Source organism: Streptomyces tropicalis (genome assembly GCF_029269835.1).
Taxonomy (GTDB): Bacteria; Actinomycetota; Actinomycetes; order Streptomycetales; family Streptomycetaceae; genus Streptomyces; species Streptomyces tropicalis.
On the sequence record NZ_JARJBB010000010.1, the window covers coordinates 127,865 to 153,327 of the forward strand.

Genomic DNA, 25,463 nt, shown 5'->3' on the forward strand with positions numbered 1-25,463 from the left:
CGGGGGACCAATGCCGACGTTCCACGAGATCCTGACGACCGACCTTTCTGCGCTCACGACTGCCGCAGACCACTGGGACGGGATGGCGAAGGAGTTTCACAAGCAGGAGACCGCGTACCGGCGAGACGTCCACGGAATCACCCTGGGTCCTGGCTGGTCAGGCTTGAGCGCGGACGCGGCGAGCGGACGGTTCAACGTCACGCTGAAGCAGTTCCAGGCTGCGCAGGTGGAGGCCAGGGGGGTGGCCTCACTGCTGCGTGAGGCGCACACGGACTTCGTGAATCTTCGCAGAAATTTGGAATCTGCCCGGAAGGACGCCATCAAGGCGGGCATGGCGGTCTCGGAAGGAGGCGTGGTCTCCTACGACACCACCAAGCTGAGCGAGGGCGAGCGCAACGCCCTGCACCACGATCCCGACTTCCAGCACTCTGTGGGCAAGGCTGTCGCCTCCTGGCAGGCGGAGATCGATCGGCTCGTGAAGGACATGAGTGACACCGATGCTGAAGTCGAGAATGCCCTCACTCGGGTGGTGATCGACTCCGACGAGAGGGACGGCACGCTCACCGGCTTCAACAGCCACGCTCATGGTGAGATCAAGACCTATGAGGCGGAGGCCAAGCGCGAGGCGGCCCAGACCAGGCTCGATGGGTGGAAGTACAAGGGCAAGACCGAGACGTCCGGCCCCGATGTTGGAGCGGACGCGGAGGCGCCGGACTTCGGATCCGGCAATCTCGGCGAGGTGGAGGCGCATGCCGACCTGGGAAGCGCGAGCACCGAGGGCTCCTTCACCAGGGGGGCGTGGAAACTGGACAGGAAGGCTGAGGCCTACGCGGGCGCCAAGGGCTCTGCCAGTGGCAGTTTTTCCAAAGATGGCGCGAACGGAGATGCGAGCGTCTTTGCTGGAGCTGAAGGTTCGGCCGGAGGTGGTGCCGATGTCGGTCCGGTCGGTGTTTCCGGCAAGATCGAGGGAACAGTGGGCAGCGACGCTAAAGCCGACGCGACGGTTGATAAAGAGGGCGTGCATGTGAGTGGCGAGGCCTTCGCGGGAGCCAAGGGCGGCGGTGAGGTCGGCGCGGACGTTGGAGGAATCTCGGCGGGCTTCTCAGCCGAGGGTTGGGTCGGCCCCGGTGCCGAGGCGAGCTGGGGCTATGAAAAGAACAACGAAGGCGTCTGGGATTTCAACACCAAGGTGGGTCTGTCCCCCGCCCTCGGTGGCGAACTCGGCTTCGATTTCAGCGTCGACCCGGAGAAGGTTGCTCACACGGCAGGAGAGCTGGCCGATGCCTTGGGCCATGGGGCGAGTTCGTTCGGGCACGCGGTCACCAGTGTGTTCTGACTCGAACAGCACCGTACTCTGAACCAGCGTTCAGCTGGCCTACCGCCCCGAATGCGTCTTCGGAGGAAGGAAACCTCACGATGCCGACGGCCCTGCCGATCCCGATCTACTTCGACGTACCACGAGGCTGGCAATCCGCGCCTCCGGATGAAGTAGGGGCACCCGGTGCAGCGTTTGTCGCGGTCCATCCGCCGGCGGACGCCGGCTTCACCGCCAACATCACCATTGATGGCGCATATCGGCCTGACACGGTCACGCTGCCCGAGATTGCTGACGAGTCGGTGGCTCACCTGGGAGGGTCCGTCACGTCACACATGGTCATTGACCGCCGCGAGACCGGTTCCGCAGATGCGCCTGGTCTCACACAGACGCTGGCCCTCTCCATAGTCGTCGGTGGAAACCGTCATGACCTCGTTCAGTCACAGGTGTACATCTCCATGGTCGATGTCGACGATCCGCGCAGGCGGGTCGTGATCCGTCTGACGCTCACCTCCACCACATCGCAGCATCCCGGCCTGCTCGACGATTTCCGGAATTTGGTGCGCACCATCCGCCCGAGCGAGGGCGCGACGCCTTAGCTGTATTGACCACGAGCGTTGTTGACACTGACCGGGCTTGATCATGGCGAAGACCTCCGGTGTGGTGAAGCTGTCTAGGGCTGCACCGCACGGAGGTCTTCGTGTCCCACCGTAATGCCCGGCTGACCGTTCACGGCAGGCGGCTGCTGGTCGAACGTGTCCGCGCCGGCCGCCCGGTCGCTCATGTAGCCGCCGAGATGGGCATCTCCCGCCCCACAGCCCACAAGTGGATCCGCCGCTGGCGAGCCGAAGGCGAGGCTGGCCTTGTCGACCGCTCCAGCCAACCCCGAACAACACCGCACCGCACCCCTGCGGCCGTGGAGGCCGGCGTCTGCCGGCTGCGGCAGGCCCGCAAGCTTGGCCCGGCCCGCATCGGTCCCATCCTGGGCCTGCCCGCCTCGACCACCCACCGGCTCCTGACCCGGCACGGCCTTAACCGGCTGGCCCACCTGGACCGGCCCACGGGCCGTGTCATCCGCCGCCACGAACGCGACCGGCCCGGCGAGCTGATCCACGTCGACATCAAGAAGCTGGGCAACATCCCCGACGGCGGCGGACACAAGGCCCACGGCAGGGCACAGGGGGTCCGGAACAGCTCCGCGCACCGCGACGCAGCCCGGCCCCGCACCGTCCACGGCCGCCCCAACCTCGGCTACAGCTACCTGCACACCGCTGTCGACGACCACTCCCGCCTCGCCTACAGCGAGATCCTCACCGACGAGAAGAAGGAGACGGCCACCGGCTTCTGGCAAAGGGCCCACGCCTTCTTCGCCCAGGCCGGGATCACCGTCGAGCGGGTGCTGACCGACAACGGCTCCTGCTAGCGCTCCCACGACTGGCGCGATGTCCTGGCAGCGGCCGGGATCGCCCACAAGCGCACCCGGCCCTACCGGCCGCAGACCAACGGCAAGGTCGAACGCTTCCACCGCACCCTGCTCGACGAATGGGCCTACCTACGGCCCTACACCAACAACACCCAACGCACCGCCGCCCTGGCAGACTTCCTCCACGCCTACAACCACCACCGCTGCCACACCGCACTCGGCGGACAGCCACCGATCAGCCGTGTGAACAACGCTGCGGGTCAATACACCCAGCGCTTCTGTGGACTCGGCGAATCTTGTGCCGCCGGACCCGTCCTTCGTAGGTTGGCCCCATGGGACTCTTCGACAAGCTGACTGGCACGCGGCATCCGGCAGAAGGGGTGTCGCCGGTCCCGCGGGAGGAGCTGCGGGCGACTCTGCTCGGCCTCAACCAGCCCGAGGTTCCGTACGTCGTCCGCTACAGCGCCGGGGAGCAGTGCGACCTGGTGGCGGAGTGGCGGTTGACGGAGCCCGCCTGGCAGCAGGTCTTCGTCCGGTCCGAGATCAGTCATGCCGTGCGGATCCGGATGCGCCTGGATCCTGAGGTGCGCGAGGTGCGTGCGCTTGAGGAGCAGAGGGAGCTGAGCCGGGTGGGAAGTCCGGCACGACTTCAGGTGACGGCGCAGTACTCGCGTGGGCCGAGCCGGACGGTCAGTCGTCGGTGGACCGTCGGGCGTAATGCTGACGGTCGCCTTGCGGCGACGGAGACCTTCACTTTCGACAGCACCCAGATGCGTGAGCCGCTGCGCGACACCGTCCTCAAGTCCGGCTGGATCTGGCGGGGAGTCGTCTTCGGCAAGCTGTGAGGTCATCGGCCGCGCCACCGTCGGCGACCGCGGCCGCCCTGTTCTGTGCACTCAAGTGAATTCGCCTCCCAGAACAAACGATCACTTGTATGTCCGGCATACTGGCTCTGACTTGCAAAAAGACCTGTATCAGTCGGTCTCCGACCCGTGCTGATAAGGATGAGGCCACAGGTTCAAATCCTGTGAGCCCCACCAGTACGAAGACCCCCAGTCGATTACGGCTGGGGGTCTTCGGCGTTCATGGGTGGCATCGACCGTCGTGGCCCCGTCGGCCGTTTCTGCGGGGTTGCGCAGGCGACCCGCCGCTCACAGGCCCGCGAGCGGCCGGTCGGTGATCCCGTCCCACACGGCCCGCACGACGGCCCGATGCAGGCTGGTGCGGGCCGGCTGCGGAGTCCGGTGCCGTGCGCGCTGTGCGGTCTTCCTGTAGCTCTGTGTTGCCGATACGCGCGGTGGGGTGGCTTCCGGGGAATCTGCACACGGCGTGCGCAAGCCGGTAAGAGGGGGGTGTGTTCGGCCAGGGAGGGCGTCGTGGGGTGTTCCTTTGGTGCGGAACGTCTTGTTCCGGATCTCGTCGGCAAGACCCGTCGTGTCGGAGTGTCGCGCAACATGTGGAGAAGCTGACCCCGTGGTGTGTGCGGTTCTGCACCGATGAGAGGTCGCGCTTCACCAACTGCGCCGGACGGCAAGGCGGTTGATTGGAGGGTGGGTGCGCTCCGTGCTTTGATCCCTTGCGCCGCGGGGGTTCGTGCGAGCGTCCCGACGGGGGGCGTCGCCCGCCTGCGGTGGTGGCGCCCGCCTTTCGTCCCCCAGCGGCGCCGCTCGCCCGAACGTCGTGCGAAGGGAAACATCATGTCCGCTCAGCAGATCCACACCGCCGCCCTCTCCGAGGCCGACCTCGACGCCGTCTCCGGTGGCCTGAGCCCTGAGGTCGGCGGCTACGTCGGCCCCCTGGCGCTCAGCAGCTCGGACGTCACCGCCCAGATCGGCGCGGTCCAGAACGAGGTTCTGGGTTCCGTCGGCCAGGTCCACGGCGCGGGTTTCAACGTCGCGTTCTGATCCATGGACTGCACCGGTCGGTGCGGCCTCCCGGCGTGGTCCCCTCCACGGCTCTCACGGGTGGTCCCCGACCGGCGTGCGCGAGGCCCCCGGCCCTTCCGGCCGGGGGCCTCGCCCGTGTGCGGCCGGGCATACGGGAAGATCCCCGGTCGGTGCGACCGGGGATCTTCGGTGTGACGTGCGGAGCGGTACGCAAATCTCGCCGTTACGTCAGGGATGCGGATGGGGCACCGGGTGCGGTGCCGGCCCTGTCAGCGCTGGAGGGGGATGGTCGGCCGGGCCGGCGGTTCGGCCGGGGCGCAGTCGGGGTCCGTCGCGAGGGCTGCCGCTTCGTCGAGCTGGCGGTGGCGGCAGGTGGGTGTCCTGCCGTGGGCCTCGGCCCGGATGCGTTGCTTGATCGTGGGGGGCAGGGACCTGGCATTGACCCGGGACCGGAGTGGCGTCGTCTGCGCCGGGATGTTCGCGGTGCTCTTCGGCGCCGTCTTGGGCCGGGGCTGCGGTGCCGCAGCGGCCGTCGTGGCGGCGGTGGTGGTGCTGGCGATCCCCAGCGCGGTGCACAGGGCGAGGAAGGCGGTGACGATGGCGGTCCACAGCTTCATGACCTTGTTCTGGTCCATAACCCCTCACTTTCGGGTTGGGCGATTTGCGTACTTTCCTCATGATGTGTATCGGGACCGCGAAGTGGTGGACCGACGCTCGTGGCGCCGCGATCTTCGGATGAACACCACTCGGATGGACGCAGGAGTGGAGAAAAGCTTCGAACCGGGGGCGAATGCGGCCAAATATCACTGTCCGTGGGGGTGTGATCACCCTCCGATCGGAGCGATGTGATCCGTTCCTACTGCGTTTCCGGGGGCGGCAGTTGATGGCGGACACAGGTCACCGATCGATATCGGTCGGTGTGTATAGTCGGGCGCCAGAGGTCCCCTACGTCAACGAAAGACGAGGTCGCGCGGTGAAGAAGCTTCTCCTGGTCGCACTGGCCGCCATCGGCGGGCTCCTCGTGTACCGCCAGATCCAGGCGGATCGCGCCGAGCAGGATCTGTGGACGGAGGCGACCGACTCCGTGCCCACGGGTTCCTGAGCACCCACACCCGATACCGAACAGGCCCCGACCGCCGTAGCGGTCGGGGTTTTGTGCTGTCCGGGGCCTCGTGTTGCGGAGGCCGCGCACCCGGGGTAGCGCCCGGCGTCCGTGAGCCGGGCGTTTCGGACGGGCGTACGGATTACGCGGATGGCGCAGCGGCACCCGGGGCAGGATGGGCGGGGTCCGGAGCGGCGACGAGGGGTGGCGCGGCATGGTGGGGCATACGGCGGCGGGGCGGCGGACGGGGGCGGGGAGCGGCTCCCTCCGCGCGCGGGGTGCCCGCCGGGTCCGCGGTGCCGGGCGGGCGGCCGTGGGGGCCGCGGCGGTGCTGAGCCTGGTGGCGCTGCTGCCCGGGCCGTCCGCCGCCGACGCCTCCCCCGGCGGCTACGCCTGGGCCGACGGCTCCCCCTCCGTCACCGGCGCGGCCTCGACCACGGACGCCGCGCGGCTCGAGCCCGGCTCCACGTACCGCAGCGCCCTGCCCCGCCATGGCAGGCTGTACTACCGCCTCGACCTCGACGCCACCTCGACCGCGTACGTCTCCGCCACGGCGGTCCCCCCGGCGGGCGCCTCGGTGGCCGCCACGGACGGCCTGCGGATCTCCGTGCAGGACGCCGGCGGCACCTCCTGCTCCTTCCAGGCCACCCGTTTCGGGGCGAGCCGCAGCCCGCATCCGATCGCCGCGTGGGGCGCCCGCGAGGTCGCCCCCGGCGGCACGCTGTGCCGGGGCGCCGGCACCTACTACGTCGTCGTCGAACGCGTCGACGCCCAGGACTCGTCGCCGGGCACCTGGCCCCTGGAACTGGGGGTGGCGTCGGAGCCCCCGCTGCGGCGTACGGGGGCGACCCGGGCGCCCGGGACCTGGGACTCGGCGTCCCCCGCACCCGTCACCGGCCCGGTCGTGGACCGGCACGGCGGCGCGGGCTTCGCCGGGGCGAGCCCGGTCGGACCGGGGGTCTGGCGGGACCGCATCAGGCCCGGCCAGACCCTCTTCTACCGGGTGCCCGTCGACTGGGGACAGCAACTGAACACCACGGCGGAGCTGGGAAGTTCGGGTGCCGGAAGCGGCTATGTGACGGGTGCGCTGACCCTGTCCCTCTACAACCCCGTGCGGGGCTACGCGACGGAGGGCACCGCAGGCTACACCGGACGGCAGACCGAGGCGGCCCTCGAACCCCTGCCGCCCGTCGCCTACGCCAACCGGTACGGATTCGCGGACCAGGTGAAGGCGATGCGGTTCGCCGGACCGTACTACCTGGTGGTGCACCTCTCGGCGCAGACCGCCGCGGAGTTCGGGGACGGTCCCTTCGGGCTGACCCTGCGCGTCCGCACGGCGGGCGCGGCCTCGTCCGGGCCCGGGTACGCGGGGCGGTCGGAGCCGGGCGGTCTCTTCGAGGTCACCGACCGGGACCGCGCGGCGGCCTCGCCGGACGGGACGGCCGGTGGCGCCGCCCTGCGCGCACTGGCCGTCGGCGGGATCGGCGCGGGCACGGTCGTCCTGCTGGTCCTCGGGGTGTGGACGGTGACCGCCCGGCGCCGGGCCGGTGCCTGGTAGGAGCGACGTCCACGGGCCGGTCCGCTCACAGGTGGGCCAGGGCCCAGAACCCGACGGCGTAGCAGACCAGGGCGAGCAGCAGCAGGGGGACCGCGGCCTTCGCGGGGGGCCCGGGCCGGCCGGGGCGTGCGGCCCGGTGCCGGGAGGCGCCGCGCGCCGGCGCGGGAACCGGGGACGACGCCGGGGGCGGGGTCTGCGGGACCTCGCTGGTGTACGACGCCGTGGCCGGGTCGGGACGCTGCGCCGCGGCGGCCGGGGGCGGGTACGGGGTCGTGTGCTGCCGGGAGGCGGGCAGGACGTGGGTCGGGTCGGACGGGGAGGCGTGCTGGGAGGGGGAGTTGGGGCCGAAGTGGCCCACGGCCCCGGGTGAGGTGGGAGGGGTGCCGGTGTCCGGGCGGGGGGAGTGGGCCGGCCTGCCGGTCGTCGTGGGGGGCGGGACCGGGAAGCTTCCGGTGTCCGACATGGAGGCGGGCCGGGCGGGGGCCGCGGACGGCGGATGGGGCGAGCCCTCGGCGGGTGGGAGGGGAAGCGGGTGGGGGCGGGCCTGCGGTCCGGTGGCGGGCCCCGCCCCGGGGGGAGGCTGAGTCCCGGTCGAGGAGTCCGTGCCGGTGGGAGGCCGAGTCCCGGCCGAGGGGGCCGATCCAGGGGAGGGGTGCCCCTCGGCGGTGGGCCCCGCCGCATGCGCGGCCCCCGCGTCGGCGGAGGACCGCGGCCCGGCGGAGGACTGCGTTCCGGCTGTGGACCCGGCCTCAGCGGTGGGCCCTGCTCCGGCCGAGGACTGCGTCCCCGTGGCGGACCGCGGCCCGGCGGAGGGCTGCGTGCCGACCGCGTGCGGCCGGGAGCCGTCGCGTGCTTGTGGACCGAGGCCGGTGGCCCGGCCCGGGGCGTCGGTGGACGTCCGTGGGTCGGGGCGCCGCCCGGGGGAGCCGGGCTCAGCAGGGGGTGCGGCTCCTTCCGGCCCGGACCGGTCCGCGCCGCCGTGACGGACCCCCGGCTGCCCGGACCCGGACCCTCGGCCCGCTGCCTCGAGGGACACGGCCCCCGGCGCCCCGGGACCGACCGGCGGGACGGCCCCCGGCGGCACCGGACGACCCGACGGCGGAGCCCCCGGCGGTACGGCGCCGTGCCGCGCGGACTCGGCGGACCGGGGGTCGGCGGGACCGGGTCCGGAGACGTCCCCGGCGGCGACCGCGCCGTCGGTGTCTCCGCCGTCCGGTTCCCCGGCGGCGGCCGTCCCCTCGGCGTCCCCCGCCCGCGGGACGCGCCCCGCTGTGTGCGTGCGCGCCACGTGGGGGCTGTGGTGCAGCGGGCCCTCGGCGGCGAATCCCGGTGGCAGCGGGCCGAGTTGGTCGAAGACCTCGATCAGCTCGTCGTCGGGGCCGGGCTCGGGGAGGAGCTCGGCGGCCGCGGCGAGCGCCTTGCGCGCCCCGGTGGCCGTGCGGAAGCGGGCGAGCGGATCCGGTTGCAGCAGCGCGGCCACGACCTGCCACAACGGCTCCGGGACACCCTGCGGGGCACCCGGCGTCCCGTGCTCGGCGAAGAACTCCACGAGCGCCTTGGCGTCCGGCCGGGCGCCCTGCAGCAGGTACAGGGCGACCAGACCGACCGCGAACAGGTCGGCGGGGAAGTCGGGTTCGGCTCCCCTCATCTGCTCGGGCGCCAGGTAGCCGGGCGTCCCCACCACCAGGTCGGCCTCGGTCAGCCGGGGCTCCCCCAGCCGCATGGCGATGCCGAAGTCGGACAGGCGCAGTCTCGGCCGTCCCGTCCCGGTTGCCTCCAGCAGCACGTTCGCCGGTTTGACGTCGCGGTGCACGACGTCCTCCGCGTGCACCGCGGCCAGCCCGGAGAGCAACTGGTCGAGCAGGGTGCACACGAACGGCGGGGGCAGCGGGCCGTAGTCGCCGACGAGGTGGACCAGCGAGCCGCCCGCCACCAGGTCCATGGTGAACAGGACCTTGTCGTCGTCCGCGGCCCAGCTCGCCGGTGCGAGCACGTGCGGATGGTCGATCCGCAGCGCCTGTTCGCGGACGAAGCGCAGCAGGGAGTGCGCGTCGCGCTGCTGCAGGACCTTGGCGGCCACGTACCGGCGGCGGCGGTGGTCCCAGGCGCGCCACACCGCGCCGGCGCCGCCGCGCCCGATCGGGTCGACCAGTTCGTACCGTCCGGCGAAGACCTCACCCATGGCCGTGCGTCGCTCCTCCCCCTGCGGTCGCCCCTCCGGGCGTCCCGCTGCGCTGCCCGCGTGTGCCGCCCACCGCGCGGCCGGACCGGCTGCCGAACCCCCGTGCGCCGCCCGGGTCGTGGGACGTCAGCTCTGGTGGGACTGGTAGTGCGCGACGGCGTCGGAGGTGCGGCCGGCCCCGTACACACGGAGGAAGTCGGCCAGTTCGGGGTGGGTGGCGGAGAGCGTGTCCGCCGCGTCGATGATGTCCCCGGCGGCCGCGACGGAACGCAGCAGCGACTGGATCTCGCGGACCACCCGCTTGACCGTGGGTGCACCCGAACTGGTCGTCGTGTGCGTGGTGTTGTTGAGCACCGAGCCCCCCTGCGACCTCTTGATCTCGTCCATGCGGTCGGTGGCCTCGGCGGCGCTCACGCTGCCGTCCGCCACCTGCCCGGCCAGTTCCTGCAGGAGTTGGACCCGCTGGACGACCGCCGGGTTGCCGATCTTCGCGCGCTGGCCGCTCATCAGCTGCGAGAGCATCGGCGCGGAGAGTCCCAGGACTCCCGCCAGCCGGGCCTGGTTGAGCCCGAGGTCGTCTATCAGCTTGCGGAAGAGCGCCCCCAGCGGCTCCCCGTACCAGTTCCGCTGCAGTTCCCGCGCTCTGGCGGTGGCTTCCTGCTGTGCGGCGTCCATTGCGTCTCCCCATCGCTTCCCCTGGAACGCGGTTCGCGGTAGCGAACCACGCGGAGCATCTTACGGAGCGTGGTCGGCCACGGGGAGTCCAATCCTTTTGCGAGATGTGGGGGGTGACCCGGTACTCTGGTCTGCGGCACCCGACCGGGACGTGGTTTCTCCGGCCGGATGCTCCTTCCAGGGGCCTTAGCTCAGTTGGTAGAGCGCTGTCTTTGCATGGCAGATGTCAGGGGTTCGACTCCCCTAGGCTCCACAGCAAGAAACCCCTCCGACCTGCGGAAAAGCAGGGCGGAGGGGTTTTCTGCATGCGGAGGCCGACGCGTGCGGCGCCGGTGCCGGCCTGCGTGGCGGCGGTCCCGGCGAGCACGGCACGAGAAGCTCCCCCGGCTCCGCGGGGAGCGGAGCGCGGGGGGAGCCGTGCCGTGGGGCCGCCGGGGGAGGCGGGTACGGCGGTGGGCGGGTCAGCCGCGGTCGTCGCGGTCCACGCCCTCCTCGGCCTCCTTGGCCTCGACCTCGGGGTCGAGTACGGACTGGCCGCTGCCGTCCACGGAGGTCAGCCGGCCGGACTCGGGCACCTCGGTCGCCGCGGGCGGCTCGACCAGCCAGTCCGGGTTGGCCTGCTTGTCCCACCACTTCCAGGCCGCGAACGCGCCGCCCGCGACGACGCCCAGCACCACGAGCACCTTCGCTGCGCGGCCGGCGCGGGCCCGCCGGTCGTGCTTGCGGGCCAGCTTGCGCAGCTCGTCGGCGGTGAGCCGGCCGCGCAGCGCGGCCACCGCGGCACCGGCCGCGGCGGCGCTGCGGGCGGCCGCCTCGTCGGCGACGGGTGTGGCCGCGGCCACCGCCTGCTCGATGCGTGGACGTGAGTACTCGGCGGCCTGCCGGGCGGCCTTGCGGGTGCGGGCGGCCGCTTCGTGTGCGGCCTGGTCGACCTTGGGCGGGACATGGGCCAGTGCCTGCGTGCGCGCCTGCTCCAGCCGGGGTGCGACGAGGGCGTCGTACTGGACCCGGGCCTGGTCGGCGGCCAGCGACACCTTGGGTGCGAGCCGGACGCGGGCCTCGTTTGCGTAGTGCGCGGCCCGGTCCATGGCTGTGTCGGCGTAGGGCGCCACCACGTCCGCGGCGTGCAGCACGCTGTCCTTCGCCGAGCCGGTCGCGGCGCGCACGCTGTCGATGCGGGTCACGGGTTCCTCCTCCTCGGTGGCGTACGGTAATTCGACTTTCCACCCTTTTACGGATCATGCCTGTCGGCGTGCCCGGAGGCATGTGACGACGGGCATCCGGGTCACGGGTGCCACCCGGGTACCCCCGTGACTCTCCCTCTCCCGGCCTGGGCCGGGAGGAAGGCGCGCGGGTGCCGGAGACGATCGGGTGTCATAAGGGGCGAAAGTGTGGTCAACGAGAGCTTGCCGTCGACAATGCCACGGATCGCCGCGCGGTGCTCCGTCTCCGGGAGGGGCGACGCGGATTTCGCAAGCGGTTCCGGCAGAAGTGCCCCCGTAAGCGGTCGACGGGCGACGCGGGGGGCGCGCCGTGCGAGGATCGGGGACCCCAGCACGTCAACGGAAGGCAGATCGTGGCAGAGCACCTCTACGCCACCCTGAAGACCAACGTCGGTGACATCGAAGTCCGGCTGCTGCCGAACCACGCCCCCCGGACGGTCCGGAACTTCGTCGAGCTCGCCCGCGGCGAGCGTGAGTGGACCAACCCCGCGACCGGCGAGAAGTCCATGGCGAAGCTCTACGACGGCACGGTCTTCCACCGGGTGATCAGCGGTTTCATGATCCAGGGCGGTGACCCGCTGGGCAACGGCACCGGGGGCCCCGGCTACCAGTTCGAGGACGAGTTCCACCCCGACCTCGCCTTCGACAGGCCCTACCTGCTGGCCATGGCCAACGCCGGCCCGGGCACCAACGGCTCGCAGTTCTTCGTCACGGTCTCCCCGACGGCCTGGCTGAACCGCAAGCACACCATCTTCGGCGAGGTCGTCGACCCGGCCGGCCGGAAGGTCGTCGACGCGATCGCGGCGGCGCCGACCAACCCGCGCACCGACCGGCCGCTGGACGACGTCGTCATCGAGTCGGTCGTCGTCGAGACCCGCAAGGGCTGAGCGGGAGCCGGGCGGGGCACGCGTCCGCGAGGACCGGGGACCGCCCGGACGCCCGGACGCCCGAACCTGCCGCCGTGCGGACGCACCGCTGTGCGGTGCCTGCGGGCGGCCGCGCGAGGGAACCATTCGCCCCGCTCGTCCGTAAGGATGAGCGGGGCGGTGCGTTGCCGCGGCGGACCGCGGCACTCCGCCCCCGACGAGTCGAGAGGACCCCATGGACCAGGCACCAGGCAGCCCGCAGGGCCCGGCGGACCAGGGCCGTCAGCCCGCCCAGGACCTGCCCACCTGCTACCGGCACCCGGACCGCGAGACCGGCATCCGCTGCACCCGCTGCGACCGGCCGATCTGCCCGGAGTGCATGGTCGACGCCTCCGTGGGCTTCCAGTGCACGGACTGCGTCCGCAGCGGCTCGGGCACGGGCCACACCCCCGCCGCGAGCCGCCCCCGCACGCTCGCGGGCGGCACCCTGACCTCCGACCCCCGGCTGGTCACCAAGATCCTGATCGGGATCAACCTCGCGGTGTTCATCGCGGTCCAGATCGACTCCGGGCTGCTCGACCACCTGGTGCTCATCGGATCGTGGCCCCCGCCTCCGTACACGGCGCAGTCCGGTGTCGCACAGGGCGAGTGGTACCGCCTGGTGACCTCGATGTTCGCGCACCAGGCGGTGTGGCACATCGGCTTCAACATGCTGAGTCTGTGGTGGCTCGGCGGCCCGCTGGAGGCGGCCCTCGGCCGGGCGCGCTATCTGGCGCTCTACTTCGTCTCGGGCCTGGCGGGCGGCGCGCTCACCTATCTGCTGGCCTCCCCGAGCCAGGCGTCGCTCGGCGCCTCGGGCGCGATCTTCGGGCTCTTCGGGGCGACCGCGGTGCTGATGCGCCGGCTGAACTACGACCTGCGGCCGATCATCGCGCTGCTGGTGATCAACCTGATCTTCACCTTCGGCTGGGGGAACATCGCCTGGCAGGCCCACATCGGCGGGCTCGTCGCCGGGATCGTGGTGGGCTACGCGATGGTCCACGCCCCACGGGAGAAGCGCGCCCTCGTGCAGTACGGCACGTGCGCGGTGGTGCTGCTGGTCGTCGTGGTGATGATGCTGGTCAGGACCGCTCAGATCGGCTGAGACCGAACCGTTGTCCACAACGGGTGGCGGATCTTGTGCATAGCGTGCGGGTACAGATGTGCCCCCTGTCGCCCAGATGAGTTTCTGCAGGTCAGGCAGGGGGCACTGATGCGTCCCGATGGTGGTCCGACAGTCGTACCGGTGTCAATGGCGGACTGGTTATCCACAGATCGTCGTTCTTTTCCCCAGGGGTTTGTGGAAATAGTTGCCGGGCTGTGGATAACTCACTGGATAGCCCTGGGGAGAGCTGGGTTCACCCGGACGACGGGTCTACTTCCACTGGGTGGACACGGCGAAGCCGGCGGCGATGAAGCCGAAGCCCACGACGATGTTCCAGTTGTCCAGGGCGTCGATGGGCAGCGAGCCGCTGGTCACGTAGAAGACGACGATCCAGGCCAGACCGATGAGGAACATGGCCAGCATGACGGGCGCGACCCAGCCGCGGCTGTCCAGCTTGATGTTCGCAGCCTGCTTCGCCGGCGGCGGCGTGAAGTCGGCCTTCTTGCGGATACGTGACTTCGGCACGAGGGTCTCTCCTGTCGATGCGCTGCGTGGCCGCGCAGGGAACTGGGGCGGCTCCGGGGCAGCGTACAAGGGGACTCTGAGTACTCCCCCGGGCGTCCGTTAGCGTAGTGCTTCCGCGGCGTCGAAGGAGATAAGGGTACGTTGAGCAATTCTGCCGACTCCCCGGGGACGGATTCCACCCCCGAGCGCGACCGCCGCCGTCCGCGGCCGGTGCGCTTTCTCACTGTGGCCGTCTTCGCGCTCGCCGGGCTGATCTTCGTCACGAGTTTCAACACGGCCAAGGGCACCAACATCCGCACGGACACCTCGCTGCTGAAGCTGTCCGACCTGATCCAGGAGCGCAGCCGCAAGAACAAGGGCCTGGACGAGTCCAACGCCGCCCTGCGCAACGACGTCGAGTCCTTCGCCGAGCGCGACGACGGCAGCAGCCGGGCCCAGGACGACAAGCTCAGCGGGCTGGAGAGGAGCGCGGGCACCCAACCGGTCACGGGCCGGGCGGTCACGGTCACGCTCAACGACGCCCCGCCGAACGCCACCGCCAAGCTCCCCGGCTACCCCGAGCCGCAGCCCGACTACCTGGTCATCCACCAGCAGGACCTGCAGGCCGTGGTCAACGCGCTGTGGAAGGGGGGCGCCCAAGGCATCAAGGTCATGGACCAGCGGCTGATCTCCACCAGCGCGGTGCGCTGCGTGGGCAACACCCTGATCCTCCAGGGCCGCGTCTACTCGCCGCCCTACAGGATCACCGCCATCGGTGACCCGAGCCGCCTCCAGCAGACCCTCGCGGACTCCCCGGCGATCCAGAACTACATGGTCTACGTCAACGTCTACGGCCTCGGCTGGAGGGTCACCGAGGACGGGACGGCCACGCTCCCCGGCTACTCCGGCACCGTGGACCTGCACTACGCCAAGCCCGTCCCGTAGACCGGCCGGCCCCGGCCGCCGCCCCGGACCCGCCGCCCCCGGGCACTGGCTCGGTTTCACGTGGAACATCCACCTTCCCGGAGATGCGTTCGGGTGACGTCGCGGCCTGCGGTCACCCGTTCCCCGGTTCGCGTATCGGATCGACAAAGGGCGCCACAAAACCGCTCCCCGGGACGTTGAGGTGATCGACCCTGAGCCACGTACGTCCGGGTGTGCGCCTCCGGGCCCGTCCGGACTCCGAGCAGCCGCTGGAGGCCGGGAAACCGGGGGCGTCGCGCCGTTAGTCTGGTGGCGTACGGCGTGATTCAGGTGCCGTGGGAGACGGAAGGGACGGCATGTACGGCTGGATCTGGCGGCATCTGCCGGGGAACGCATGGGTGAGGGCGCTGATCTCGCTGGTCCTGGCCCTGGCCGTGGTCTACGTGCTGTTCCAGTACGTCTTTCCCTGGGCCGAACCGCTGCTTCCCTTCAACGATGTGACGGTGGACCACCAGTGAGCGCGCGGATTCTCGTCGTCGACAACTACGACAGCTTCGTCTTCAACCTGGTCCAGTACCTGTACCAGCTGGGCGCCGAGTGCGAGGTGCTGCGCAACGACGAGGTCTCGACGTCCCACGCCCAGGACGGGTTCGACGGCGTGCTGCTCTCGCCCGGGCCCGGCGCCCCCGAGCAGGCCGGCGTCTGCGTCGACATGGTCCGCCACTGCGCCGCCACCGGGGTCCCGGTCTTCGGCGTCTGCCTGGGCATGCAGTCGATGCAGGTGGCGTACGGCGGGGTCGTGGACCGGGCGCCGGAGCTGCTGCACGGCAAGACCTCGCCGGTCGAGCACGAGGGCCGCGGCGTGTTCGCGGGCCTGCCCTCGCCCTTCACCGCGACCCGCTACCACTCCCTGGCGGCCGAGCCGGGCACGGTGCCGGCCGAGCTGGAGGTCACCGCGCGCACCCACGACGGCATCATCATGGGCCTGCGGCACCGCGAGCTCCCCGTCGAGGGCGTGCAGTTCCATCCCGAGTCGGTCCTCACCGAGTACGGGCACCGGATGCTGGCCAACTGGCTGGCGGAGTGCGGCGACCAGGGCGCCGTGGCGAGGTCGGCGGGGCTGGCCCCGGTGGTGGGCAGGGCCACGGCGTGACCGCGCTGCGCCCCGAGCGCGAGACCGACACCTCGTACGGGCCGTCGTACGGGGAGTCGGGCGCGTTCGGGGGGTGGCAGAACACGGTGCCGGGCCCGCCGCACGATCCCTACGCGGCGCAGGACCCGTACCGGGCACAGGCGTCGCAGGAACCGCAGGGCGCGTACCCGGTACCGGGGCAGCAGGACGCGCACGGGACGCACGGCGGGCACCCGCCGCAGGAGCCGTACGGGCGGCAGGCCTCCCAGGAGCCGTACGGGACGTACCCGCAGCAGCAACCGACGCATCCCGCGGCCGGGGCGATCCCGGCGCAGGGGGCCTACGGCGAGCAGGAGCCCGGGGACGCCACGGCGTACCTCCCGCCGGCCGACGACGAGACGATGGCGCTCCGGGTGCCCGAGGAGCCCATGAGCGGCGCCACGGGCTCCCGGGTGGCCTCTCGCGCCGCTTCCCGTGCCGGAGCCGCCGGAGCCGCGCCGGGCGGCCGTGCGGCCCGCAGAAAGGCGACCAAGGGCCGTCGTGGGCGCCACGGCGGCCCGGCCGGGGCGGCGGCGCAGGAGGACAAGCCGGCGGGCGCGGCGCCGGCGCCGGTGTCCCGGGTCGAGGCGCGGCGCCGGGCACGTGCCCTCAAGCCGGGTCCGGGCGTGCTCGCCAGCCGGGTCGTCGGCGAGGTGTTCATCACCACCGGTGTGGTGATGCTGCTGTTCGTCACCTACCAGCTGTGGTGGACCAACATCCGGGCGCACGCCGAGGCCGGCAGCGAGGCGCACCAGCTCCAGGACGACTGGGCGAGCGGCAAGCGGAACCCGGGGAGCTTCGAGCCGGGGCAGGGCTTCGCCATCCTGCACATCCCCAAGCTGGACGTCGTGGTGCCGATCGCCGAGGGCACCAGCAAGACGCGGGTCCTCGACAAGGGCATGGTCGGGCACTACGGCAAGGGCGACCTGAACACCGCGATGCCCGACGCGAAGGCGGGCAACTTCGGGCTCGCCGGGCACCGCAACACGCACGGCGAGCCCTTCCGCTACATCAACCGGCTCACCCCGGGCGACCCGATCGTGGTGGAGACGCAGGACACCTACTACGTCTACAAGATGGCGTCGATGCTGCCGGTGACGTCGCCCTCCAACACCAGCGTGCTGGACCCGGTGCCCCAGGGGTCCGGCTTCACCGGGCCCGGCCGCTACATCACGCTGACCACCTGCACCCCCGAGTTCACCAGCAAGTACCGGCTGATCGTCTGGGGCAGGATGGTCGAGGAACGGCCGCGCAGCAAGGGCAAGCCGGATGCGCTCGTCAGTTAAAGGGCAGATGCACAGTGGCAGCGACCACCGACGACACCGCGGGGCACACCGACGGCGGCGACGGACGCGGTGACGCGTCCGGCCCCGGCCCGGAGCCCGCACCCCGCCGCCGCGGCCGGCTGGCCTTCGCGGTCAGCGTCTTCGGCGAACTCCTCATCACGACCGGGCTGGTCCTCGGCCTCTTCGTCGTCTACTCCCTGTGGTGGACCAACGTCCTCGCCGACCGGAAGGCGGACCGGCAGGGGGACAAGGTCCGCGACGACTGGGCCCACTCCGCCCCCCGCGGGCCCGGCGCGCTGGACACCGGGGAGGGCATCGGCTTCCTGCACGTGCCGTCGATGAAGAACGGGGTGGTCCTGGTCCGCAAGGGCACCTCCACCGGCGTCCTCGACGACGGCGTGGCCGGCTACTACCAGGACCCCGTCAAGGCGGCCCTGCCGATGACCGGCAAGGACGGCAACTTCGCCCTGGCCGCGCACCGCGACGGCCACGGCGCGAAGTTCCACAACATCGACAAGGTGCACCAGGGTGATCCGGTCGTCTTCGAGACCCGTGACACCTGGTATGTCTACAAGGTCTACGCGATCCTGCCCGAGACCTCGAAGTACGACGTCGGCGTGCTGTCGGCCGTCCCCAGGGAGTCGGGCGTGCGGAAGCCCGGCCACTACATCACCCTGACCACCTGCACCCCGGTCTACACGAGCCGCTTCCGCTACGTGGTCTGGGGCGAGCTGGTCCGCACGGTGAAGGTGGACGCGTCCCGGACACCGCCGCGGGAACTGCGCTAGGCCCCGGCAGGACCACGACGAGGCCCCGGTCCCCCTCACCGGGAGGGGGACCGGGGCCTCGTGCGTGCGGGCCGTGGGGCCGGGCGGGGCGTCAGCCGAAGATGCCGCCGTTGCCGTTCCCGCCTCCGGGACCGCCGTTGTTGCCTCCCGGGCCACCTCCGCCGCCGAAGGCGGTGAGGGTGACGGGCGTGCCGCCCGGGTTGTCGACCTGCTGGTTCGCGTTCGGGTCCTGCTTGATGACGAGGGCGCCGTCGCCCGGGTCCTGGCCGCCCGCGAACTGGATGTTGGTGAAGCCGGCCGCGGCCAGGGTCTGCTTGGCCTGCCCCACGGTCTGGCCGACGACGTTCGGGACCGGCGTCTTCTGCGGCTGCTGGGCCTGCTTGCCGATCTGGATGGTCACCGTCGAGCCCTTGTCGGCCTGCGTGCCCGCCGCCGGGGAGGTCTGGATGACCTTGCCGACCTGGTTGGGGTCGCTGGTGTCGACCTCGGTGCAGTTGCCGGTGAGGTTGCTGCCCTGCATCTGCTGCTTCGCGGCGTCGCAGCTCTGGCCGGTGACGTCCGGGACGGTGGCCTTCTCGGCCGCCTTGGCGACGACGAGGGTGACCGTGGAGCCCTTCTGGATCTCCTTGCCGTTCACCGGGTCCTGCTCCAGGACGCTGTTCGGGGTCTCGCTGGACTCCCGGAACTTGGTCTCGACCTTGAACTGGTAGTCGTTGCCCTGGAGCTTCGCCTTGGCGTCGTCGAGGCTGAGCCCGACCACGCTGGGCACGGCCACCTTCGGCGCACCCGTCGACACCACGAGGTTGACGACGGTGCCCTTCTTGACCTTGGTGTTCTTGTCCGGGTCCTGCGAGCAGACCTTGCCCTTGGGCTCGTTGTCGCAGGTCTTGGGCGTGAAGCTCAGTTTCAGACCGACGTTGTCCGCCATGGTGCGGGAGTCCTGCCGGGTCTGGTCGACGAAGTTCGGCACGGTGACCTGGTCATTGCCCACGCCGCCGCTGAAGGCGTAGTTGCCGATCAGGATGGCGCCGATCAGGACCAGCACACCCGCGACGACCAGGAGGATCGTCGACGTGTTGGACTTCTTCTGCTGGCGACGCCGGTCGGGGCGGTCCTCGTAGCCGTAGCCGCCGTCGTCCGGGTTCATGGGCGGCAGCATCGTCGTGGCGCCCGCGGGGCCCGCGTCCGAGCGCAGCGCCGTGGTGGCCTGGTCGTCCCTGTAGCCGCCGTAGCCGACCGCGCTCATCGCTGCCGTGGCGCCCACGGGCTGGCCGTCGAGGCAGGCCTCGATGTCGGCGCGCATCTCGTCGGCGGACTGGTAGCGGTAGTCCGGGTCCTTCACCAGCGCCTTCAGCACGATCGCGTCCATCTCGGGCGTGATCTCGGGGTCGAAGACGCTCGGTGACTGCGGCTCCTCCCGGACGTGCTGGTAGGCGACGGCGACCGGGGAGTCGCCGACGAAGGGCGGCCGGACCGTCAGCAGCTCGTAGAGCAGGCAGCCCGTCGAGTACAGGTCCGAGCGGGCGTCGACCTGCTCACCCTTGGCCTGCTCCGGGGACAGGTACTGCGCCGTGCCGATGACGGCCGCCGTCTGCGTCATGGTCATGCCGGAGTCGCCCATGGCGCGGGCGATGCCGAAGTCCATCACCTTGACCTGGCCGTTGCGCGTCAGCATGACGTTCGCCGGCTTGATGTCCCGGTGCACGATGCCGTTGCGGTGGGCGTACTCCAGGCCCTGGAGGATGCCGATGGTCATTTCCATGGCCCGCTCGGGCAGAAGCTTGCGCCCGGAGTGCAGCAGCTCGCGCAGTGTCGAGCCCTCCACGTACTCCATGACGATGTACGGGATCGAGACCCCGTCGATGTAGTCCTCGCCCGTGTCGTAGACCGCGACGATCGCGGGATGGTTGAGCGAGGCGGCCGACTGGGCCTCCCGGCGGAACCGGGCCTGGAAGGACGGATCACGCGCGAGGTCCACGCGCAGTGTCTTCACCGCCACCGCGCGGCCGAGCCGGGTGTCGTGCGCGAGGTAGACCTCCGCCATGCCACCACGGCCGAGCACGTGGCCCAGCTCGTACCGGCCGCCGAGGCGACGCGGCTCTTCCATAGCTACCTACCAGCCCTCTCCGTCGGTCCCGGGTGACATCCGTGCGCCGCCCGAGGCTGCCGTCCGGGCCTACCGTACCCGGCTCGTTCTGTGTGACCTGGCCAAGCCCGTCACCCGATACAGGACCGGTATCGCAACGTGCACCGATGTGAAGGGGACGTGACAGGAGTCACTTCTTGGAGTTGATGACCGCCTCCATCACGTTCTTGGCGATGGGCGCCGCGAGACCGCCGCCGGAGATGTCGTCGCGGTTGGCGTTCTCGTCCTCGACCACGACGGCCACCGCGACCGGCGAGCTGCCGTCGGGCATCTTGGCGTAGGAGATGAACCACGCGTACGGGTTCGCGCTGTTCGCGACGCCGTGCTGGGCGGTACCGGTCTTGCCGCCCACGGTGGCGTTCGGGATCTGTGCGTTCTTGCCGGTGCCGTCCTTGACGACGGTCTCCATCATCGACTGGAGGACCTGCGCGTTCTGCGAGGACAGCGGCCGGCTCAGCTCCTGCGGGTCGGTCTGCTCCAGGGTGTCCAGGTTCGGCGACTGGAGCTTGTCGACCATGTACGGCTTCATCAGCTTGCCGTCGTTGGCGACGGCGGAGGCGACCATGGCCATCTGCAGCGGGGTGGCGGCGGTCTCGAACTGGCCGATGGAGCTGAGCGCGGTCGACGGCCGGTTCATCTCCTTGGGGAAGTTCGAGGCGGCCGAGCGCACCGGCGTGAACTGCTCGGAGTCGAAGCCGAACTTCTTGGCCTCCGCGAGCATCTTGTCCTTGCCGAGGTCGGCGCCGATCTTGCCGAAGACGGTGTTGCAGGAGTACTGCAGGGCGACCCGCATGGTCGCGTTCTTGCAGGGGATGTTCCCCTCGTTCTTCAGCTCGGTCCGGGTGTCCGGCAGGGTGTACGGCAGCGGCGAGTTCGTCTGCTGGTCCGCCGAGCCGTACAGGCCGTTCTCCAGCGCCGCGGCCGCGGTGACCACCTTGAAGGTGGAGCCCGGCGGGTACGTCTCGCGCAGCGCCCGGTTCAGCATCGGGTCGGCGGAGTCGTCCGCCTTCTGGAGCTTCTTCCAGGCGTCGGCGTCGGAGCTGGACGCGCCGGCGAACGACGACGGGTCGTAGGACGGGTAGGACGCCAGGGCCAGGATCTTGCCGGTGGAGGGGTCCAGCGCCACCGCGGCGCCCTTGCCGCCGCTGTGCCGCAGCCCGTCGAACGCCGCCTTCTGCGCGGCCGGGTTCAGCGTGGTCACCACGTTGCCGCCCTGCTTCGGCTTGCCCGTGACCATGTCCAGGGTGTTGCGGAAGAAGAGGCGGTCGTCGTTGCCGGTGAGGATGCCGTCGTCGAGGGACTCCAGCTGGTTGGCGCCGAAGGCCTGCGAGGCGTAGCCGGTGACGGGCGCCCACATGGGCCCGTCCTTGTACGTGCGCTTGTACTTCAGGTCGTTGAGGCCGTTGCGCTTGGTCTCGGTGGACCCGGTGATCGGGTTGCCGCCGACGATGATGTCGCCGCGCGGGGTGGAGTACCGCGCGATGGTCACCCGGCGGTTCTTGTTGTCGTTCTTCAGGCTGTCGGCCTTGAGGTACTGCAGCCAGTTGTCGCGCATGAGCAGCGTGAGGACGAGCAGGCCGCAGAAGATCGCGATGCGTCGCAGGGGCTTGTTCACGGGCGGACCACCTGCGTCATCTCGGCGTCGGGGTTGGAGGCGGGAGCGGGGGCCGGGCGGCGCGCGGTGTCGCTGATCCGGATCAGGATGCCGACGAGGGCCCAGTTGGCGATCACGGACGAACCACCGTAGGCCACGAACGGCATCGTCATACCGGTCAGCGGGATGAGCCCCATCACACCGCCGGCGACGACGAAGACCTGGAGGGCGAAGGCGCCCGAGAGGCCGATCGCGAGCAGCTTGCCGAAGGGGTCGCGGGCGGCGAGGGCGGTGCGCACGCCGCGCTCCACGATCAGCCCGTAGATCAGCAGCAGCGCCATGATGCCCGCCAGGCCCAGCTCCTCGCCGAAGGTGGCGAGGATGAAGTCCGAGTTGGCGGCGAAGCGGATCAGGTCGGAGTGGCCCTGGCCCAGCCCGCTGCCGAGGGTGCCGCCGGAGCCGAACGCCCACAGCGCCTGCATGGCCTGCTCGGAGTGGCCGCCCACGCCCTGCTGGCTGAGGGTGTACTCCTTCATCGGGTCGAGCCACGCCTGGACGCGCTGCTGGACGTGCGGTTCGAAGGAGGCCACGCCGACGGCGCCGATGCCGGACATCAGCAGACCGAAGACGATCCAGCTGGTCCGCTCGGTGGCGACGTACAGCATGATCACGAACATGCCGAAGAAGAGCAGCGACGTACCGAGGTCGGTCTCGAAGACCAGGATCAGGATCGAGATGAACCAGACCACCAGGATCGGGCCGAGGTCGCGGCCGCGCGGCAGGTAGAGGCCCATGAAACGGCGGCTGGCCAGGGCCAGAGCATCCCGCTTCACCATCAGGTAGCCGGCGAAGAAGATCGCCAGCACGATCTTCGCGAACTCACCGGGCTGGATGGAGAAGCTGCCGATGTGGATCCAGATCTTGGCGCCGTAGATGTTCGCGCCGAGGCCCGGGACCAGCGGGAGCAGCAGCAGGACCAGCGCGCCCACCATGGAGATGTAGGTGTAGCGCTGCAGGACGCGGTGGTCCTTGAGGAAGATCAGCACCGCGATGAACAGCGCGATGCCCAGCGCCGTGTACATCAGCTGCCGCGGCGCCGCCGAGCCGGCCTGCTTGATGGACTGCAGCAGCTTCGACTGGTCCAGCCGCCAGATGATGACGAGGCCGAGCCCGTTCAGCAGCGTGGCCAGCGGCAGCAGCAGCGGGTCCGCGTACGGGGCGAACTTCCGCACGACGACGTGGGCGACGCCGGCCAGCAGACCGAGGCCGAGGCCGTAGCTCAACAGGCCCGAGGGCACTTGGTTGTTGATGGCCAGGCCCACGTTGGCGTAGGCGAACACCGGGATCACGACGGCGAACACCAGGAGCGCGAGCTCGGTGTTGCGCCGGCTCGGCGCGCCGATGGCGCCGATGGTGGACGTGTGGTGCGTCGAGGAGTTGGTAGTACTGCTCATCGTGTGACAGGGCCTCTCACGGCTTGCCTACTGCTTACCGCACAGCGAGACGACCTTCTGCTCTTCCTCCGAGAGAGTGGGGCCGGGGCTGGGAGTGGGCGCGGTCGCGGACGTGGACGGAGACGGGGACGACGGTGTCTTCGACGCCGACGAGGTCGGTGCCGGTGTCGCCTTGGACGTGAAGGCGGTACGGGTGGTTCCCGTGGTGCCGCCGGTCTTGCCCCGGGCCTTGGCGTTGCTCTCGGCGGTGCGGTGCTCGGTCTCCTTCTTGCACGCGGATGCCTGCACCGACAGCTCGTCGATCTTCTTCTGGGCGGGCACGAGGCCGCCCTGCGCGATCGTCGCCTTGACCTGCTTCTGCTGATAGGGCGGCAGGTACTTGAGTTCGATCTCGGGGTGGTCCTTCTCCACCTTCGACAGCTTCACCCACGCCAGGTCCTGGCTGATGCCCTGGTACAGCGCGACGTGCGTGTCGTTGGCGCCGACGAAGTACTGCGTCTGCGTCCAGCGGTAGCCGCCGTACAGACCGCCGCCGATCACCGCGAGCGCGAGCACGCTGTAGAAGGATCTCTTCAGCCACCTGCGGCCCCTGCGGGGCTTGACGAAGTCGTCGTCGGTGTAGTCGCCGAAGCTGCCCTCGGGGACGTAGCCGGTGGTGTCGCCGGAGCCGGGCGGGCCGAACTCGCCGCCGCCACCCTGTCCGGGCACCTGGCGGCCGAGGCCCGAGGCGCGGCCGGCCGGGGTCTGCATGATCCCGTTGTCGTGCAGGTGGTGCTGGTTCTCGGCGACGGCGCCGACCACGACCGGGGTGTCCGACAGCTGCCCGGCCAGGGTGTCGCCGGTGTCCAGGTCGAGGACGTCGGCGACGATGACCGTGATGTTGTCCGGGCCGCCGCCGCGCAGCGCGAGCTGGATCAGCTCCTGCACGGTCTCCTGGGGGCCCTGGTAGCTGGCGAGGGCCTCCTCCATCGTCTGGTGGGAGACGACCCCGGACAGTCCGTCGGAGCAGATCAGGTAGCGGTCGCCGGCGCGGACCTCGCGGATGGAGAGGTCGGGCTCGACGTGCTCGCCGCTGCCGAGCGCGCGCATGAGGAGGGCGCGCTGCGGGTGCGTGGTGGCCTCCTCCTCGGTGATGCGCCCCTCGTCGACGAGGCGCTGCACCCAGGTGTGGTCCTGCGTGATCTGCGTGAGCACGCCGTCGCGCAGCAGATACGCGCGCGAGTCGCCGACGTGCACCATGCCGAGCCGCTGTCCGGTCCACAGCAGGGCGGTGAGCGTGGTGCCCATGCCCTCCAGCTGGGGGTCCTCCTCGACCATCGCGCGCAGCTGGTCGTTGGCGCGCTGCACGGCCGCGCCGAGCGAGGTGAGGATGTCGGAGCCGGGGACGTCGTCGTCGAGCGCGACGATGGTGGAGATCACCTCGGAGGAGGCGACCTCGCCGGCGGCCTGGCCGCCCATCCCGTCGGCGATCGCGAGCAGGCGGGGACCGGCGTAGCCGGAGTCCTCGTTGCCCTCGCGGATCATGCCTTTGTGCGATCCGGCGGCGAAGCGCAGTGACAGACTCATGCGCACCTCGCCCGTCGGCTCCGGGTACATCCGCACGGTGCCCACCCTCCGGTCGGGAGCGCGCCGCGGCCCGGGGTGCCGGCCGCCACTGCGTGCTCGCTCCGCTCGCTCATTGTCTTACTACTTCCGCAGCTCGATGACGGTCTTGCCGATGCGGATCGGCGCACCCAACGGGATCGGTGTGGGGGTCGTCAACCGGTTTCGGTCCAGGTACGTGCCGTTGGTGGATCCGAGGTCCTCGACGATCCACTGGCCGTCGCGGTCCGGGTAGATCCTGGCATGACGGCTGGAGGCGTAGTCGTCGTCCAGCACGATCGTGGAGTCGTGCGCACGGCCCAGGCTGATCGTCTGGCCCTGCAGCGCGACCGTGGTGCCGGTGAGCGTGCCCTCGGACACCACGAGCTTGGTGGGGGCGTTGCGGCCACGGCGTCCGCCCTGCCCGCCCTGCTGGCCGCGTTGCGGCGGCGGCGCGGCGGACTGCTGGCGTGCGGCGGCCTGCTGGGGCCGCGCCGCCTCCCGGCGGGCTCCCCGCTGGGTGACGCGCGTACCGAACAGGTCGCTGCGGATGACCTGCACGGCCACGATCACGAACAGCCACAGAACGGCCAGGAAACCCAGCCGCATGACCGTGAGGGTCAGTTCTGACATTGCCCCCG

General features: G+C 70.8%; 22 protein-coding genes, 1 tRNA gene and 2 pseudogenes. 15 read left to right on the plus strand and 10 right to left on the minus strand.

The window, feature by feature from the left end:
- Positions 1-10 precede the first annotated feature (10 nt).
- The 5 genes and pseudogenes from P3H78_RS20470 to P3H78_RS20490 all read left to right on the plus strand — a co-directional run bounded on the left by P3H78_RS20470 (position 11) and on the right by P3H78_RS20490 (position 4,642).
- Positions 11-1,336, plus strand: a complete 1,326-nt coding sequence (locus P3H78_RS20470; protein ID WP_276110516.1) for a hypothetical protein — start codon at positions 11-13, stop codon at positions 1,334-1,336.
- Positions 1,337-1,416: 80 nt separating this feature from the next.
- Positions 1,417-1,914 carry a hypothetical protein gene (locus tag P3H78_RS20475; RefSeq protein ID WP_276110517.1) on the plus strand — a complete coding sequence of 166 codons (498 nt, stop codon included), beginning with the start codon at positions 1,417-1,419 and terminating at the stop codon, positions 1,912-1,914.
- 101 nt (positions 1,915-2,015) lie between these two features.
- Positions 2,016-3,008 (plus strand): annotated as a pseudogene (locus P3H78_RS20480) (IS481 family transposase); the annotation flags it as partial.
- Positions 3,009-3,070: 62 nt separating this feature from the next.
- Positions 3,071-3,583, plus strand: coding sequence for a hypothetical protein (locus P3H78_RS20485; RefSeq protein ID WP_276110518.1), 513 nt, complete (start codon positions 3,071-3,073; stop codon positions 3,581-3,583).
- 852 nt (positions 3,584-4,435) lie between these two features.
- The gene (locus tag P3H78_RS20490; RefSeq protein ID WP_276110519.1) at positions 4,436-4,642 is read left to right on the plus strand and encodes a hypothetical protein; all 207 of its coding nucleotides are present in this window, start codon (positions 4,436-4,438) and stop codon (positions 4,640-4,642) included.
- 251 nt (positions 4,643-4,893) lie between these two features.
- Here P3H78_RS20490 and P3H78_RS20495 read toward each other — a convergent pair whose 3' ends face one another.
- Positions 4,894-5,259 carry a DUF6344 domain-containing protein gene (locus tag P3H78_RS20495; RefSeq protein WP_276110520.1) on the minus strand — a complete coding sequence of 122 codons (366 nt, stop codon included), beginning with the start codon at positions 5,257-5,259 and terminating at the stop codon, positions 4,894-4,896.
- A 338-nt stretch (positions 5,260-5,597) separates the two neighbouring features.
- Here P3H78_RS20495 and P3H78_RS20500 point away from each other — a divergent pair, with 338 nt between their 5' ends.
- Both P3H78_RS20500 and P3H78_RS20505 read left to right on the plus strand, forming a co-directional pair.
- Positions 5,598-5,726, plus strand: a complete 129-nt coding sequence (locus tag P3H78_RS20500) for a DLW-39 family protein (protein ID WP_003999697.1) — start codon at positions 5,598-5,600, stop codon at positions 5,724-5,726.
- Positions 5,727-6,039: 313 nt separating this feature from the next.
- Positions 6,040-7,284, plus strand: coding sequence for a hypothetical protein (locus tag P3H78_RS20505; RefSeq protein ID WP_313884415.1), 1,245 nt, complete (start codon positions 6,040-6,042; stop codon positions 7,282-7,284).
- A gap of 25 nt (positions 7,285-7,309) precedes the next feature.
- Here P3H78_RS20505 and P3H78_RS20510 read toward each other — a convergent pair whose 3' ends face one another.
- Together P3H78_RS20510 and P3H78_RS20515 are read right to left on the minus strand one after the other, a co-directional pair.
- Complete coding sequence (locus tag P3H78_RS20510) at positions 7,310-9,466, minus strand: serine/threonine-protein kinase (protein WP_276110522.1); 2,157 nt, start codon at positions 9,464-9,466, stop codon at positions 7,310-7,312.
- Positions 9,467-9,592: 126 nt separating this feature from the next.
- A complete protein-coding gene (locus P3H78_RS20515) occupies positions 9,593-10,141 on the minus strand; it encodes a helix-turn-helix domain-containing protein (RefSeq protein ID WP_276110523.1) in 549 nt (182 codons plus the stop codon).
- A gap of 180 nt (positions 10,142-10,321) precedes the next feature.
- Here P3H78_RS20515 and P3H78_RS20520 point away from each other — a divergent pair.
- A tRNA-Ala gene (locus tag P3H78_RS20520) sits at positions 10,322-10,394 on the plus strand.
- 208 nt (positions 10,395-10,602) lie between these two features.
- Here the strand turns inward: P3H78_RS20520 and P3H78_RS20525 are convergent.
- Positions 10,603-11,325 (minus strand): DUF5324 family protein, encoded by a 723-nt coding sequence (locus P3H78_RS20525; RefSeq protein ID WP_276110524.1) that lies wholly within the window; start codon positions 11,323-11,325, stop codon positions 10,603-10,605.
- Between the two features lie 392 nt (positions 11,326-11,717).
- Between P3H78_RS20525 and P3H78_RS20530 the strand changes: the two genes are divergently transcribed.
- Together P3H78_RS20530 and P3H78_RS20535 are read left to right on the plus strand one after the other, a co-directional pair.
- Positions 11,718-12,251, plus strand: a complete 534-nt coding sequence (locus P3H78_RS20530) for a peptidylprolyl isomerase (RefSeq protein ID WP_276110525.1) — start codon at positions 11,718-11,720, stop codon at positions 12,249-12,251.
- A 214-nt stretch (positions 12,252-12,465) separates the two neighbouring features.
- Positions 12,466-13,374 (plus strand): rhomboid family intramembrane serine protease, encoded by a 909-nt coding sequence (locus tag P3H78_RS20535; RefSeq protein ID WP_276110526.1) that lies wholly within the window; start codon positions 12,466-12,468, stop codon positions 13,372-13,374.
- A gap of 270 nt (positions 13,375-13,644) precedes the next feature.
- On the opposite strand, the gene crgA is transcribed toward P3H78_RS20535, so the two are convergent.
- Positions 13,645-13,899: a cell division protein CrgA gene (gene crgA, locus P3H78_RS20540; RefSeq protein ID WP_276110527.1), complete on the minus strand. Its 255-nt coding sequence runs from the start codon at positions 13,897-13,899 to the stop codon at positions 13,645-13,647.
- A 141-nt stretch (positions 13,900-14,040) separates the two neighbouring features.
- Here crgA and P3H78_RS20545 point away from each other — a divergent pair, with 141 nt between their 5' ends.
- The 5 genes and pseudogenes from P3H78_RS20545 to P3H78_RS20570 all read left to right on the plus strand — a co-directional run bounded on the left by P3H78_RS20545 (position 14,041) and on the right by P3H78_RS20570 (position 18,047).
- The gene (locus tag P3H78_RS20545) at positions 14,041-14,823 is read left to right on the plus strand and encodes a DUF881 domain-containing protein (protein ID WP_276110528.1); all 783 of its coding nucleotides are present in this window, start codon (positions 14,041-14,043) and stop codon (positions 14,821-14,823) included.
- A 288-nt stretch (positions 14,824-15,111) separates the two neighbouring features.
- Positions 15,112-15,320, plus strand: a pseudogene (locus P3H78_RS20555) (hypothetical protein).
- Positions 15,317-15,955 carry an aminodeoxychorismate/anthranilate synthase component II gene (locus P3H78_RS20560; protein ID WP_276110529.1) on the plus strand — a complete coding sequence of 213 codons (639 nt, stop codon included), beginning with the start codon at positions 15,317-15,319 and terminating at the stop codon, positions 15,953-15,955. The pseudogene P3H78_RS20555 and the gene P3H78_RS20560 overlap by 4 nt, the downstream one beginning before the upstream one ends.
- Entirely contained in the window at positions 15,952-17,259 is a 1,308-nt protein-coding gene (locus P3H78_RS20565; protein WP_276110530.1) for a class E sortase, read from the plus strand. Before P3H78_RS20560 ends, P3H78_RS20565 begins: the two co-directional genes overlap by 4 nt.
- A 14-nt stretch (positions 17,260-17,273) precedes the next feature.
- Positions 17,274-18,047, plus strand: a complete 774-nt coding sequence (locus P3H78_RS20570; RefSeq protein ID WP_438827999.1) for a class E sortase — start codon at positions 17,274-17,276, stop codon at positions 18,045-18,047.
- A 91-nt stretch (positions 18,048-18,138) separates the two neighbouring features.
- Here P3H78_RS20570 and pknB read toward each other — a convergent pair whose 3' ends face one another.
- From pknB to P3H78_RS20595, 5 genes are all read right to left on the minus strand, one after another.
- Positions 18,139-20,154: a Stk1 family PASTA domain-containing Ser/Thr kinase gene (gene pknB, locus P3H78_RS20575; protein WP_276110531.1), complete on the minus strand. Its 2,016-nt coding sequence runs from the start codon at positions 20,152-20,154 to the stop codon at positions 18,139-18,141.
- Positions 20,155-20,323: 169 nt separating this feature from the next.
- A complete protein-coding gene (locus P3H78_RS20580; RefSeq protein ID WP_276110532.1) occupies positions 20,324-21,808 on the minus strand; it encodes a peptidoglycan D,D-transpeptidase FtsI family protein in 1,485 nt (494 codons plus the stop codon).
- Positions 21,805-23,241, minus strand: coding sequence for an FtsW/RodA/SpoVE family cell cycle protein (locus tag P3H78_RS20585; protein ID WP_276110533.1), 1,437 nt, complete (start codon positions 23,239-23,241; stop codon positions 21,805-21,807). Before P3H78_RS20585 ends, P3H78_RS20580 begins: the two co-directional genes overlap by 4 nt.
- Positions 23,242-23,268: 27 nt before the next feature.
- Positions 23,269-24,807 carry a Stp1/IreP family PP2C-type Ser/Thr phosphatase gene (locus tag P3H78_RS20590; protein WP_276110534.1) on the minus strand — a complete coding sequence of 513 codons (1,539 nt, stop codon included), beginning with the start codon at positions 24,805-24,807 and terminating at the stop codon, positions 23,269-23,271.
- Positions 24,808-24,927: 120 nt separating this feature from the next.
- Complete coding sequence (locus P3H78_RS20595) at positions 24,928-25,455, minus strand: FHA domain-containing protein FhaB/FipA (protein WP_276110535.1); 528 nt, start codon at positions 25,453-25,455, stop codon at positions 24,928-24,930.
- Positions 25,456-25,463: the final 8 nt, after the last annotated feature.